The organism is Paenibacillus sp. BJ-4, from assembly GCF_020404765.1.
In the GTDB taxonomy this organism is placed as follows: Bacteria; Bacillota; Bacilli; order Paenibacillales; family Paenibacillaceae; genus Paenibacillus.
In genome coordinates, this window is sequence record NZ_JAIVEM010000167.1 from 104,127 (window position 1) to 117,952 (window position 13,826).

Sequence of the window (13,826 nt, forward strand, 5' to 3'; positions counted from 1 at the left end):
AAATTAAATACGTCAATTATTTTTACTACAGGCCGTTGGCCTTATTTTTCAAGTCATTTAACAGCTGCATCGCCTGCAAGGGAGTCATGTTCATGACATCAGCATTTTTCACCTTGCGCAAAATTTGGCGCACAACCGGATTAGCCTCAACCGTATCTGACTGCGACTTGACCGGGGCAAGCTCCTGCTCTCCGAAAATAGACAGCTGTATCACTCCGGTCGCTCCCTGCTCTAACGCGCTGGAATCTCCCGTAGCCTGCACAGTATCCTCTTTTACAAGGGTCGCCTGCTGCGATAGAGGCTGAGCCTGTGATACAGCTGCTCCCTTTTCTCGCAAAGTCTGGGCTGAATTGTCCTTATTCACAGAAGAAACAGCCTCCGTCCCAGCGAGTGTACGATGAGCTGTTTCATCCTTCGCTCCCGCTATGGTCTCAGTGCCTGCCGTAACTTGAGCTGCAGCTTGTTCAAAGCCATGCAATAGCCCATTTGCACGCTCAATAATGTTACTTGGCAAACCTGCCAGCCGGGCACAATAAATGCCATAGCTGCTGCTAGCTGCTCCCTGTATGAGCTTACGCAGGAAGTTCACCTTGTCGCCGCTTTCCTGTACGGCCATGGAGTAATTCCGCAGCGAAGACAGACTTTGCTCCAAATGAGCCAGCTCATGAAAATGCGTAGACACCAGCGCTTTACAGCCAATGGTATCATGGACAAATTCGATGACCGCCTGTGCAATCGCCATCCCCTCACTGGTGGACGTACCGCGTCCCAGTTCATCGATAATGATCAAGCTTCGTGGAGTGGCCTTCTCCGTCATCACTTGGATATCAGCCATTTCCACCATAAAAGTACTTTGCCCGCCAATGAGATCATCCGCTGCTCCGATACGTGTGAAAATACGGTCCAGCATCGGCACTTTAGCATGTGCAGCCGGGACGAAGCAACCAATTTGAGCCATAATTGCAATAAGTGCGACCTGACGCATATACGTACTTTTACCAGCCATATTCGGACCGGTGATCAGTAAAATATGGGCATCCGCTTCCTCCAGTGCGGTACCGTTGGCAATAAAACTGCCATCCTTCATTACAGCCTCCACGACGGGATGCCGTCCCTGCTCAACCACGAAATCGTAACCCGTTGTCAGCTCAGGCTTCACAAAGCCGCGCTCCGCGCTCACGGATGCCATCGACTGATATACGTCAATTTCAGCCACCTGCTCTGCCAGCTTTTGCAGACGGGGAATTTCCTCGTTCAGCTTACTGCGAAGCTCGGAGAAAAGCGTGTACTCCAGGTCGACCATTTTATCCTCGGCTTCCAAAATCAATGATTCCTTTTCCTTCAGCTCTGGTGTAATATACCGTTCCGCATTCGCCAGCGTCTGTTTGCGTTCATACCGACCTTCCGGTAGTGAGGCCAGATTGGATTTGGTCACCTCGATATAATAACCGAACACTTTGTTGTATCCGATTTTGAGTGACCGGATGCCTGTTGCTGCACGTTCCTTGGCCTCCAGCTCGGCGATCCAGCGCTTGCCATTCACACTTGCCTCACGCAGCTCATCCAGGCGCTGATGGTAGCCTTCCTTAATGATTCCACCGTCCCTCACGGAGATTGGCGGCTCATCCGTCACTGCCTCCTCAATCAACGCACACAGATCTGTACAGCTATCCAGCGTTTGCGCTATCCTTCTCAGCGTCTGTGATGGCGATTCGGCGCACAGCTCACGCAAAGCCGGAATCCGGGCCAGCGACAGCTTAAGAGCGACCAGATCGCGTGCATTAGCACTACCAAAGGCAATACGCCCAACCAAGCGCTCCAAATCGTAAATCTCTTTGAGCTGAGCACGCACATCCTCACGGAAAATGAACTGGTGGTATAGCTTGTCCACCGCTTCCAGCCGTTCCTCGATCATATGGCTGTTCAGCAGCGGCTTGTCGATCCAACGGCGCAGCAGACGCGCTCCCATCGATGTCTCCGTCCGATCCAGCAGCCACAGCAGCGAGCCTTTCTTGGAGCGTTCACGGACCGTCTCCACCAGTTCCAGGTTGCGACGGGTAAATGGATCCAAAATCATAAAGTGATTCGGCTCATACACTGATATTTGGGTCAATTGGCCTAACGATCTTTTTTGCGTTTCATTCAAATAAGCAATCAGACGTGATACACACTGTCTGCGTTCTTCCGTAAGCCTTGCCCACGTGGCTTCGCCAAACTGGTCCCTTACAAGATCATCCTTGGACTTATCCCAAGCCGTATAGACAACTCGCCGTCCAACAGGCGACAGACGGGATGTCACGAAATCGAGCAAGTGACCATCTCCTAACATCTCGGATGGCTCGTAAATGTTAATTTCATCCAGTAACCATTCTTTCGAATCCGGCACGGAGGTCACATACAGCTCACCTGTTGACAAGTCGCACGCTGCCAATGCCAGCATCCCGTCCGTCTCCGTAACACAGACCATGTAGTTGTTGGACTTGTCACCCAGCGCTTTGCCTTCCATTACCGTACCCGGAGTCACAACGCGGACGATATCCCGCCGCACCATTCCCTTTGTAGCTGAGGCTTCCTCCATTTGTTCACAGATGGCTACCTTGTAGCCCTTCTCAATAAGGCGCTGTATGTAATTTTCCGCCGAATGATAAGGCACGCCGCACATCGGAATTTTTTCCGTGGCGCCACCCTCACGGCCGGTAAGTGTAATTTCCAGCTCTTTGGATGCAAGAATGGCATCATCAAAAAACATCTCGTAAAAATCTCCCAGGCGGAAAAACAAAAATGCATCTTTGGCCTGCTCTTTTATAGATAGATATTGCTCAATCATCGGTGTATATTTGGACATCGTTTGCTAACCCCCACACTTTGTTCCGTCTAAACTTGTATTAACTTACATTATAGCAAAAATGACAGTCGATAACATGACAGCATCCCGGTCGTCGCCGGCTGATTTTACGAAAGCTTCCAAAATGGGCGCAGATCCCGCGACTCATCCCATTGTTTCCCCTTGCGGAGGCTATCCAGCAAAGGATCGATATAAGCTTCATATTGCGGATATACTTCCAGTGAAACGATATCGGGAATAAGAGGCTCCATATACTCTTTAAGTAAAATCTGGTTTCCTTCATAAAAGGCTCGATGAGCCTCCTCCTCCCCCAGCGGTTTACGCTGCAGACGCGGATATTGAGATGCGATAAGGAAAGCCATTCCTATCACGCCTTTTGCCAGCTGAGGTGAAACAAGAAAGCTGGGCAGGGTTCGATATTCAAAGCCCCCATACGACTGACGGCGAAAATCACCCAAATTGCCATAATGAGGCCTGCGCCGGGCCGCACGCTTGTCTTCCAGAAGCGCCAAAGGCAGTGCCAAATAGTTGTCCAGCGTCCGCAGCAGCGCCCCGTTCAGCGGAACCCCGCTGAAATGCAGATGTCCGCCTAGCGGAAAGCCCGGTTGTGGCATCCCCCCTGCCTGCCAGATGAGCGTTCGATCGGCAATGCGCCTGGCTGCTGTTGCAAAAGCTTGACGCAGATGCTTCAGCAGAAGGGTTGGATCGCCACTCGGTGCAGGACGAAGTTCAGCCACTGGATATAGCGTCCGTCCTCGGCGCGATACGGCATCGCAGCCTGCCACACCAATGCGGCTCAAATACCTTGAAGCCGGAACAATCCGCCCCTCTGGCATTCGGACCAGCAAAAATTCGGGGTCCATGCCGATAAGCAGTCGATTTGTCCCGCTTTCTGCTAGAAAGCCCTCCTCCTGAACCTCTTCTTCACGCGCTGCGGCTTCATAAAGCGCATCCAACCGTCTATCGTTCAGCCATGGCTGTGCCGCAACATCACGCACCTGACAGCTGCGCTCCCCCAGCAGCGTCAGCACCACCTCACCGCTGTCTAAACCAAGCGTGTACAGCGCACGCACTGCCAGTCGCTCCATCCGAATATATAGCTGTGAATTACGATCCAGCGCAGACAGATCATATGCACGAACTTCGGAACGCCCTTCAATGGTACGTCTTTGAATTTCCAGAACCTGTAATTGATGGATCTGCACTGCATAGCCTATTGCAAAATCTGCTGTGCTGCCATCCAGCCAACGAACCGATATCCCCGAACGCTCCAGTCTACGCTTTTTCTCATCATTCGGCATCTGTCTAAAGCGTCTGAGCGCCTGTCCTGGCTGCTGCATCATGTTTCCCTCCCTACGACTCACGTATGGCTTACGTATGGATTATGTCTGCATAACAACAAAAAGGAGGGCCTTTGCCCCCTGCGCGAAATCAGCCGGCGCAAAGAGTAAAGCGGCCCTCTTTTTGTTTACCTCCGTCAGAGCTCGTCGTCAATGAGGTCGGGGTCGAGCTCCTCATAGTCCCCTTCTTCCGCTCCAAAATCATAATCCTTCTCAAAATCATCACTACTGCCATTCGGGAATACTTCCACAACAATCTTCGTTTCCGCCACCAGCTCCACCGCAAATTCCCGCTCGACCCGGATCATTACGCTGCCGCCCCCGGAAGATACACTAGCCTCAACGCAGCTCGGCTCCTGTGTAGCTTCGGCGGATACTTCCACTGTAGATGCCCGATGCTTCGGATCAAGATACGAAAGCGGCACATTTTCCACGTACGACACCGTTTCCTTAGCCACATCGGTCTGCGAGTTTCTATCGTATGAGTACCAAATATTGATGTCATACGTCCCGACGACCTCAATGCCGTCCCCAGCCGCCACAGCTTCATACTGGTGGTTAATAATCCATGCCCCCAAAATGCTGGTCGGATTATTGGGCGGAGTTACGGTATGGGTTACGGTAGAGAATCTGCGACCTTTTCCACAGATCGCTTTAGTAATAATCTCTCTACGATTTTTATGACTCAATGCCATTCTTGAACCTCCTCCATACAATCAATCATTCCATACATATGTATGCAGGTTGTGGGCGAATGTTGAGTGAATAGGCGAAAAGGAAAAAATATTATTTGTATAAGCTTATGCCGCAATGGCTTGAACTCATGCACGCCAATGTGCTACATGCTGCTCTACGATCTGTAAAAATTCGCTGAGAGCCGGGGATTTCCACTTTTTCGTGTGATAAGCGACCTGAGTAGCCACCTGTTGCTCACTATCATCCCACGCCAAGCGTGCCATTTTCCCTTCACGCAGCTCATTTTGTACCGTAACCAGCGGAAGCAACGCAATCCCCAAGCCTGCCATGACACACTGCTTGATGGCTTCAATGCTCCAAAACTCCAGACTCGGGTCCGCAAAAATACCGTGTCTATTCAAATACTGCTCAAAAAGAATACGGTACGTACAGCCAGACTCTGTATGTAAAATGGTTTCATCCTTCAAATCGCCAGGCTCTACCCTTGTATAAGTAGCCAGCGAATGCTTAAGTGGCGCGACCAATGCCATTGGCTCGTGAATGAGGGTGGTCACATGCAGTTCCCTGTCTTCCGTCTCAGGCTGAAGCAAAAAGGCCAAATCCAGCTCACCGGAGCGGACCATGTCGCGTAATTCCCAGCATTCGCCGGGCTTAAGTACGATTTTAACCTTCGAGTATCTCTCCCTGTACTCACGAATCAGACCCGGCAACCGAAAAGCAGCCAGCGACTCTGGCGCTCCAATTTTCAGCGTGCCTGTTAGCTCCGTTTCTGAACAAAGCGCATCCTTGGCCATGGCATGCATCTTGGAAATTTCCTGTGCATAGGGCAACAGACGCCGTCCAGCATCCGTTAGCATGATTTTCTTGCCAATACGGTCAAACAGTGGCGTACCCAGCTCGGTTTCCAGCGTTTGGATTTGAGCAGTGATACTCGACTGTGCATAATCCAATATACGCGCCGCTCGTGTAAAACTGCCGGCTTCAACTACATTTAAAAACGTAAACAAATGGCGCGATTCCATAATCCGCTCCTTCAATCGATTTTTCCGATGCAATCTATCATTATATTCCGTTTTTCCGATAGATCAATTATCTGATAAGCTGAAGCAAATGACAAGAGAAAGAAGGATTTTCTGCATGACAAATGAACACAAACTGCAATCCACCATTGGTCTTCCGCAGGCCATTGCGCTCTATATCGGAGCTGTGCTGGGTTCGGGGATATTAATTGTACCTGGTCTTGCCGCCCAAATGGCAGGACCGGCATCACTGCTGGCATGGGGCTTTATGACCCTGCTCATCCTGCCCATGGCACTGTCCATGGGCCTTCTATCCGCCAAATTCCCGAATGCAGGAGGGGTATCGCATTTTGTCACACTGGCCTTTTCACCACGTGCCGGTGCCTATATTGGATGGTTTTTTCTCATGTCCGTTCCGATTGGGGCACCTGTTGCCGCACTCACCGGAGCTGGCTATATGACCGCTGCCATGGGCTGGGGAGAGGAGAGCCGTATTATGCTGGCCGCTGCCATGCTGGCTGTGGGGCTGGTGATCAACTGGATCGGCATGAAGGTGGCCGGACGCATTCAGATTGCTGTCGTTATTGCTATCGTCGCTGTTCTGATTTTCGCTATTGCCGCAGCACTTCCCCAGATGAAACCCGTACACTTCATACCCTTCGTGCCTCATGGCTGGCTCCCTGTCGGACAGGCGGCCGCGATTCTGTTCTGGTGCTTCATCGGTTGGGAGGCCGTGTCCCATATGTCAGAGGAATTCACCAACCCCCAGCGGGCCGCTGTTAAAGGTGTAACCATTGCAGCCGTTATCGTAGGGCTGCTTTATTTTCTGACCGCACTGGCTACAGTCGGGACACAAAGTTATCTTGCCGGAGGCTCAGATGCTTCCCTTGTATGGGTGATCAGCCGGGCTATCGGTCCATGGGGCGCGGTAATCGCGGGTTTGACAGGTATCTTTATTTGTACGGCTACTATTATCGCTTATGTTGGTGCCGCTTCACGCGTTGCGTTTGCTTTATCCCGGCAAGGACACGCCTTCCGCTGGATGGGCATGTTATCCCGACGCTTCCATACCCCTATCGGGGGCATCGCTTTTCTTACCGTTTGCTTCGTGATCATTATGTCTCTGTACAGTAGTGGCGCCGTTTCACTCACCAACCTCATCCAGTTCCCGAACGCTACCTTCATTCTGACCTACCTAGGCGGTTGTGCAGCGGGAATTAAGCTTCTACGGGGCAGTCGCTGGGGTGTCGCGATTAGCTCAGTGTCGTTCATCTCAACAGCGGTCGTTTTTCCCTTTGTCGGGTGGGCAATGCTGTACCCTTGCCTGATCAGCATTGCCTTATGGATCACAGGACGTATTCGACACAAACGCACCCTGTCGATTACAGCCTCTGCCATTACTGAACAAGAAAAGGCCACTGTCCATCATTAGACAGTAGCCGTTTAAGGCCTTTACTCTAATTTTTGACCGGAGTAGGGGCCTTGTCCTTTTTGGCGATTTTCAAATACTGATCCAACTCATGTGTAAGCTGCAATAGTGCCGAACGAATCTCGAACTCCTCCCGTGTTGCAGGAAGCTCCATTTCTTTAAATTCCTCACGAACCTGTTCCAGCAGCTTCTCAGTCTGACCCGTATAATGTCCGGCCAAAACGTCATTGCTAAGCTGGTCGAACAGCTCGGCCAGAAGCTTAGCCTGCGGCATATGCTGATACATTTGCGCGATTAACTGCATCATGTTTTGAATCGAATCCAACTGCTCCCTACGCATATAAAAATACACATTCCAGCCCTCTTGGGGACGAAGCATCTGATTTTCCAATGAACGCCCCGCCTCAGTTACCCCTTTGGCGATGACACTGTTCGCTTCAATAACTTCCTTGCCATCCCATATGTATGCCGGACTGCGCAGCGTATTGGCCATATTTCTGAATATCACGGAAAACGTCCGATCAACCTCCTGCCGAATTTGCTGCATCGTGTTATCGGAACCCGGCATATAGGCCAAATTGACAACCATGGCGGAGCCCAGTCCAATTACCAGCAGGGCCAGCTGGGTCAGAAGCACCTCCATATCAATCACACCGCCGCTGAATACACGGAAAACGACAACTGATCCCGTAACGATACCTTCCTTGAAGCCTACTCGTACAATGACCGGGAACGCCGTCAAAATATATAATGCCAGAACCCAATCATGGAATCCGAAAACAACAAACAAAACACAAGCAAAAAGAAGCCCCACAACGGATGCAAAAAATCTCGCCGAAATGGTACGGAGGCTTCTCTTGCGTGTGACATCCACCCCCAAAATAGCCAACAGCCCTGCCGATGTAGCTCCATGAATGCCAAAACCATCTGCAATGAGTACAGCCATTAATGCGGCAATAGCCGTTTTAATTGTACGAAAGCCCATGAAAAAATTCTGTCCTCTCTAGGTGAAATCTGTTTTCATAAATTTTTAGTATTTTCATTTTCATGGTACTGTATTTTCACGTTTTACACAAATGCTCAGGAATTTTATTTTATCGGTGAGGACGACCGGCCAACAGACGATGCTCCACATACACAACCGCCTGATACATCAGTGTAGCTACGATGGCAATGATCAGTAGACTGGACATCACCAGCGTAAAATTGAATACCTGAAAACCATAAATGATCAAATAGCCCAGCCCGTTTTTGGCCACCAGAAATTCACCAACAATCACACCAACCCATGCCATACCGACATTCACTTTCAGCGTAGAAACGATAGCGGGGAAGGATGCAGGCAAAATCACCTTTTGGAATGTATCGCGCCGCGATCCCCCAAACGTACGAACGACCTTGATCAGATTCGAGTCGACTTCCTGAAAGCTGTTATACACGACCAACGTTGTAATTATGACAGTAATGGAAAGAGTCGTCATGAGGATAGCCGTAAATCCCGCCCCAAACATGACGATAAAAATCGGCCCCAGCGCCACCTTGGGCATACTGTTGAACACAACCATATAGGGGTCCAGTACCTTCGACAAAAAGGGTGACCACCAGATAAGTACAGCCAGCAATGTGCCTAACAGCGTTCCGAGTAAAAAACCTGCCATGGTCTCTCCCACCGTAACACCGACATGCCCCCATAGCTCACCGCTGACCGCATCCTTGCCAATCTGAGTGAATATTTTGCTTGGGTAGCTGAACAACAGTACATCAATCCACTTCATCCGGCCCGCAATTTCCCATAGTACAAATAAAAGCAATAAAATAGCTGTCTGTACACCTGTCACCAATCGCCGCTGCGAACGTCTGCCACGCCGATACTTCTGATGCAATTCTTGAATCCAGCGCTGTTCATCAAGCCGATCCGCTTCATCCCTCATGGTTTAACTCACTCCTTTGCTCCCGAAGCCTCCAGTTCACCCCATATTTCATGAAAAAGCTCATTAAAGCCCGGCTGCTCGCGTGCATAAAAAGGTTGAGCTTCTCGAATGGATTCCGGAATTTCGAAAGTACGCCGGATGTGGCCCGGATTAGGGCCCAGTACAATAATTCGGTCGCTGACCGCAATCGCCTCGGCCAAATCGTGTGTAACCAAAATAGCCGTCTTCCTCCGCTCACGCAAGGTTTCGGCAATCAGGTCTTCCAGTTCCAGCTTGGTCTGATAATCCAGCGCAGAGAACGGCTCATCCAACAGTAGCAGTCCTGGATTGGTTGCTAGCGTTCTCACCAGCGCCACACGCTGGCGCATCCCTCCAGACAGCTGAGACGGATGTAGATGCTCCTTCCCTCCCAGGCCCATGCTTTCCAGCAGCAGCCGTGTCCGCTCGCGCGAGGCCTCATCTACTCTCTTGCCCAGCTCCAAACCCAACAAGGCGTTATCCATAATCGTCCGCCACGGAAATAGATAGTCCTGCTGCAGCATATAGCCGACCTCCGGACTCGGGCCGCTTACCAGTCGTCCTTGCAGCAGCACCTGGCCTGCTGCTGGACGCAGCAGCCCGGCGATCATGGACAGAATCGTCGTTTTGCCACAACCGCTCGGACCAACCAAACTGACGAACTCCCCTGTCGCAACGGAAAAATCGATATGCTCAACCGCCAGCGAAGCTTCCCGATCCGTTACATACACATGCGTCACTTGCTCCAGCCTCACCATCGGGATGGTTACATCCGAAGGAGGAGCACTTCGATCCCCGATCATAGCGAACCTCCAATGTCGGCATCTGCATCCACAGCTTCGGTCGCGCTCACTTTCGCAGACGAGTCAGTGTTTTCGGTAGAGTTTACCGAAATCGCCTGCTGTGCAAAGCTCGAATTCACCAGCTTATCCAGTGCAACGGGACTTTCTAATTCTCCCGCCGAGGTCATGACATCCTGCAAATTCTTCCATTCCTTTTCCTCAATAATTGGGTTCAAAGCATAGGTACCTTGTTCCTTGTAACGCTTGATACTACTCGTAAGAATCGCCAATTCTGTATCCTTGAAATAGGGTGTAATCGCCTCGGCAATCTGTTCAGGTGAATGTGTAGCAATCCACTGCTGTGCCCGGTATACAGCGTTTGTAAATCTTTGCGCGGTCTCGGCATTTGTGTTCAGATAGCTCTGCTTAGCCATATATACCGTATACGGCAGCTCGCCGCTCTCAACACCGATGGAGGCAACTACCCGCCCACGGCCTTCCTTTTCAAAAATAGATGCCTGTGGCTCAAACAACTGCACATAATCCCCTGTCCCTGAGCCGAATGCAGAAGCCACGTTGGCAAAATCAATATTTTGAATCAGCTTCAGATCCTTATGAGGATCTATGCCGTGCTTACGCAGCGTAAATTCCAGCGACATTTGTGGCATTCCGCCCTTGCGTTGCCCCAGGAAATTTTGTTTTTTCAGCTTTTCCCAGTCAAAGCTGCCCTGCGTTTGACGAGCAAACAGAAACGTTCCGTCCTTCTGTGTCAGTTGGGCAAAATTAATAACGGGGTCCTCTGCCCCTTGCTGATACACATAAATGGATGTTTCCGCGCCGATCAGCGCGATATCCGCCTGGTTGGACAGCAACGCCGTCATTGCCTTATCACCACCAGGAATGGTCGCCAATTGGACATCCAGTCCTTCCTGAGCAAACATCCCCTGGCTCAAGGCTACATACTGCGGCGCATAAAAGACCGTGCGGGCTACCTCGCCCAGTCTGATCTCAATCGTCTGCTCCCCTTTGGGTGCGCACCCGCTGAGCAGCAGCAATCCGAGCAGTGCCGCAGCCACCACAGCTTTGCAACGAGCGCCGGTTTTCATCCTTGTTCCCTCCCCACCTTTTACATGTTGATTTCATATATTGTTATGCAACTGTCTATATAATGGTTAATCGCATACAAAAACCCCGCGTTCGCCCAGGAACGCGGGGTAGATGCACATAGGATCACATTACAGCTCGTATATGGATGTATACTTTTCTTCCAGATAGTCGGCAAGATAGTCCGGGTTCAGATCCTCACCCGTAATGGCCACAATCAGTTCGGACGGCGTCCGGCTCTTGCCATAACGGTAAATCCGTTCGGTCAGCCATTGCTTGATCGGCTCAAGCTCTCCAGCAGCAATCAGCTCATCCAGGTTCGGCAGCTCCTTACGCAGCGTCGCAAAAATTTGTGCCGCATACATATTGCCAAGCGAGTAAGAGGCAAAATAGCCGAAATCACCACCTGACCAGTGAACGTCCTGAAGTACGCCCAGCCCATCATTGGGCGGCAGAAGCCCCAGATACTCCTTATATTTCGCATTCCACACCTCTGGAAGACGCTTTACATCCAGTTTTTCATTAAATAACATTTTTTCAATTTCATAGCGGATAATGATATGTAAATTATATGTAAGCTCATCCGCTTCAATCCGAATTAATGAATTTTCCACGCGGTTAACGGCCCGGTAGAATTGCTCTGCCGTAACCTTCGCCAAGCGATCAGGAAAATGCTTTTGCAAGTCATCGTAATATCGATCCCAGAAAGCGCGACTGCGTCCGATTTTATTTTCCCACAACCGGGACTGGGATTCATGAATCCCCATGGAGGTTCCTCCAGACAGGAGCGAGCCTGCCAGCTCAGGGGCAATATTTTGCTCATACAGCGCATGACCGCCTTCATGCAATGAGCTAAAGATAGCACTGGTCACATCATCTTGCAAATAATGTGTTGTTATGCGCACATCACCTGGATTTAATCCTGTTGCAAAAGGATGTACACTTTCATCCAAACGACCTGCGTTAAAATCATAACCCATTTGTCCCAAAATAAACAGGCTGAACTTCTCTTGCTGCTTTACATCAAACACACCGTCCAGAAAGCTCTTATCTGGCTGGTTGGGTGAAGCCTGGATTTTGGACAATAGCGGTACAAGACGCTTTTTAAGCCGATCAAACACGTCATCCAGCTTCTCTACCGTCATACCCGGCTCATATTGATCCAAAAGCGTGTCATATTCTGTGTCCTTGATCCCCCAGTAGCCGATGAACTCACGCTTCATATCCACGATTTTTGACAAATACGGTTCGAATCCGGCAAAATCGCTATGCTCCTTCGCTTCCTCCCATTTGCTTTCCGCCTGCGCAGCAAGAATGCTATATTCCCGGTAACGATCTGCCGGAACCGAACGATTCAGATCATAATTTTTGCGGCATTCCTCCACCAATCTGCGATCATTGTCTTCCAATTGCTCCAGTTTGTCCTCTGCGGCAAAAAATTGCAGCAATTGTCCCATTTCATCCGAAATCATCAGCTTGAACATTTCAGTGGACAGCATACCCAGCGTTTCCGAACGAATGTCAACACCTTTACGTGGAGCACCTGTGCGTAAATCCCAGTGCAGCAGCCCTACAGCCTCGCCATAGCTGCTGATTTTGTGAGAAAGATCCTTTAATGCCGTCAATTGATCCAATGTCTGTTGCTCCATAACTGAGTCACCTCTTTAACTAAAAATGGATAAAACTTTACAAAGCTTATACTTGATGATAATGATTTTAAAAAGTATAATCAAACACAACATGCACGACCAGCTTCTGATACACACTTTAAAGACGTCAGTCAGTACATATCAATGAAGGAGTAAAGCCTGATTTACGGCCTGTGCGGACCGGAATTAGGCTTCTTCCATGCTGGTCTATCGCAATCATGATTCAAAAATAAATTGTATACGGAGGGAACAACCGTGAATCACATCAAAGAGATTTTGGAGTACAATCGTGTTTTCGTAGAAAACAAAGAATACGAGGCCTATCGTACGGGCAGGTTCCCTAACAAAAGAATGGTCATCATTACGTGTATGGATACTCGGCTAACCGAACTGTTGCCCAAAGCTATGAACCTACGCAACGGCGATGTCAAAATTATTAAAAATGCGGGTGCGATCATCTCCCAGCCTTTTGGAAGTGTAATGCGTAGCGTACTGGTTGCCCTGTATGAGCTGGAAGCGGACGAAGTACTCGTTATAGGACACTATGAATGCGGTATGGCTGCGCTGAACGCTGACCATATGGTCAATGAAATGCTGGATCGCGGTATTTCGCAAGAAGTGCTAAACACGCTGGAAAACTCGGGAATTAAGCTGAACAAATGGCTGAAAGGTTTTGACAATATTGAGGAAGGGGTCGGAAGTACTGTAAAGCTTATTAAAAACCATCCCCTTCTCCCGCCCAATACACCTGTTCACGGGATGGTCATTCATCCGGACACTGGAGAATTAACGCTTGTCGTTGACGGGAACGAGCAGTAAACCTTCCCTCTAAAATAGGGTAACAGCAAAAGCTAAGACTGAATGTTATCAGGGTAGTTTAAGATCGTATATACGATCTTAAACTACCCTCAGGCTGTCGAGAAAGTCTCGACAGCTTTTTTTATGTTGATTTTGTTTAAGACGACACCGCGTTAATGTTGTATAATATAGGTAACTATTGTATAGAATGGACG

General features: G+C 49.8%; 11 protein-coding genes. 2 read left to right on the forward strand and 9 right to left on the reverse strand.

The window, feature by feature from the left end:
- Positions 1–25 precede the first annotated feature (25 nt).
- The 4 genes from mutS to LCF57_RS25640 all read right to left on the reverse strand — a co-directional run bounded on the left by mutS (position 26) and on the right by LCF57_RS25640 (position 5,903).
- On the reverse strand, positions 26–2,845 hold the full coding sequence (mutS, locus tag LCF57_RS25625; protein WP_226003177.1) for a DNA mismatch repair protein MutS: 2,820 nt from the start codon (positions 2,843–2,845) through the stop codon (positions 26–28).
- A gap of 107 nt (positions 2,846–2,952) precedes the next feature.
- Positions 2,953–4,188 carry a putative amidoligase domain-containing protein gene (locus LCF57_RS25630; RefSeq protein ID WP_318840806.1) on the reverse strand — a complete coding sequence of 412 codons (1,236 nt, stop codon included), beginning with the start codon at positions 4,186–4,188 and terminating at the stop codon, positions 2,953–2,955.
- 134 nt (positions 4,189–4,322) lie between these two features.
- Positions 4,323–4,880 (reverse strand): outer spore coat protein CotE, encoded by a 558-nt coding sequence (locus tag LCF57_RS25635; RefSeq protein ID WP_025718186.1) that lies wholly within the window; start codon positions 4,878–4,880, stop codon positions 4,323–4,325.
- A 126-nt stretch (positions 4,881–5,006) separates the two neighbouring features.
- Positions 5,007–5,903: a LysR family transcriptional regulator gene (locus tag LCF57_RS25640; protein WP_226003190.1), complete on the reverse strand. Its 897-nt coding sequence runs from the start codon at positions 5,901–5,903 to the stop codon at positions 5,007–5,009.
- 115 nt (positions 5,904–6,018) lie between these two features.
- Here LCF57_RS25640 and LCF57_RS25645 point away from each other — a divergent pair, with 115 nt between their 5' ends.
- Positions 6,019–7,332, forward strand: a complete 1,314-nt coding sequence (locus LCF57_RS25645) for an amino acid permease (protein WP_226003179.1) — start codon at positions 6,019–6,021, stop codon at positions 7,330–7,332.
- 25 nt (positions 7,333–7,357) lie between these two features.
- On the opposite strand, the gene LCF57_RS25650 is transcribed toward LCF57_RS25645, so the two are convergent.
- The 5 genes from LCF57_RS25650 to LCF57_RS25670 all read right to left on the reverse strand — a co-directional run bounded on the left by LCF57_RS25650 (position 7,358) and on the right by LCF57_RS25670 (position 12,813).
- Entirely contained in the window at positions 7,358–8,314 is a 957-nt protein-coding gene (locus LCF57_RS25650; protein ID WP_226003180.1) for an aromatic acid exporter family protein, read from the reverse strand.
- A 109-nt stretch (positions 8,315–8,423) separates the two neighbouring features.
- Complete coding sequence (locus LCF57_RS25655; protein WP_226003181.1) at positions 8,424–9,260, reverse strand: ABC transporter permease; 837 nt, start codon at positions 9,258–9,260, stop codon at positions 8,424–8,426.
- Between the two features lie 8 nt (positions 9,261–9,268).
- Entirely contained in the window at positions 9,269–10,081 is an 813-nt protein-coding gene (locus LCF57_RS25660) for an ABC transporter ATP-binding protein (protein WP_226003182.1), read from the reverse strand.
- On the reverse strand, positions 10,078–11,166 hold the full coding sequence (locus tag LCF57_RS25665) for an ABC transporter substrate-binding protein (protein ID WP_226003183.1): 1,089 nt from the start codon (positions 11,164–11,166) through the stop codon (positions 10,078–10,080). The genes LCF57_RS25660 and LCF57_RS25665 overlap by 4 nt, the downstream gene beginning before the upstream one ends.
- A gap of 129 nt (positions 11,167–11,295) precedes the next feature.
- A complete protein-coding gene (locus LCF57_RS25670; RefSeq protein WP_226003184.1) occupies positions 11,296–12,813 on the reverse strand; it encodes a carboxypeptidase M32 in 1,518 nt (505 codons plus the stop codon).
- Between the two features lie 255 nt (positions 12,814–13,068).
- On the opposite strand from LCF57_RS25670, the gene LCF57_RS25675 reads away from it, so the two are divergent.
- Positions 13,069–13,632, forward strand: a complete 564-nt coding sequence (locus LCF57_RS25675) for a beta-class carbonic anhydrase (protein ID WP_226003185.1) — start codon at positions 13,069–13,071, stop codon at positions 13,630–13,632.
- The last annotated feature ends 194 nt before the right edge of the window (positions 13,633–13,826 follow it).

What these genes read in the sequence shown, in the direction of transcription:
- LCF57_RS25635 (WP_025718186.1), bottom strand. Translation starts at nt 4,880, where the DNA reads ATGGCATTGAGTCATAAAAATCGTAGAGAGATTATTACTAAAGCGATC.
- LCF57_RS25665 (WP_226003183.1), bottom strand. Translation starts at nt 11,166, where the DNA reads ATGAAAACCGGCGCTCGTTGCAAAGCTGTGGTGGCTGCGGCACTGCTC.
- LCF57_RS25650 (WP_226003180.1), bottom strand. Translation starts at nt 8,314, where the DNA reads ATGGGCTTTCGTACAATTAAAACGGCTATTGCCGCATTAATGGCTGTA.
- LCF57_RS25630 (WP_318840806.1), bottom strand. Translation starts at nt 4,188, where the DNA reads ATGATGCAGCAGCCAGGACAGGCGCTCAGACGCTTTAGACAGATGCCG.
- LCF57_RS25670 (WP_226003184.1), bottom strand. Translation starts at nt 12,813, where the DNA reads ATGGAGCAACAGACATTGGATCAATTGACGGCATTAAAGGATCTTTCT.
- mutS (WP_226003177.1), bottom strand. Translation starts at nt 2,845, where the DNA reads ATGTCCAAATATACACCGATGATTGAGCAATATCTATCTATAAAAGAG.
- LCF57_RS25660 (WP_226003182.1), bottom strand. Translation starts at nt 10,081, where the DNA reads ATGATCGGGGATCGAAGTGCTCCTCCTTCGGATGTAACCATCCCGATG.
- LCF57_RS25640 (WP_226003190.1), bottom strand. Translation starts at nt 5,903, where the DNA reads ATGGAATCGCGCCATTTGTTTACGTTTTTAAATGTAGTTGAAGCCGGC.
- LCF57_RS25645 (WP_226003179.1), top strand. Translation starts at nt 6,019, where the DNA reads ATGACAAATGAACACAAACTGCAATCCACCATTGGTCTTCCGCAGGCC.
- LCF57_RS25655 (WP_226003181.1), bottom strand. Translation starts at nt 9,260, where the DNA reads ATGAGGGATGAAGCGGATCGGCTTGATGAACAGCGCTGGATTCAAGAA.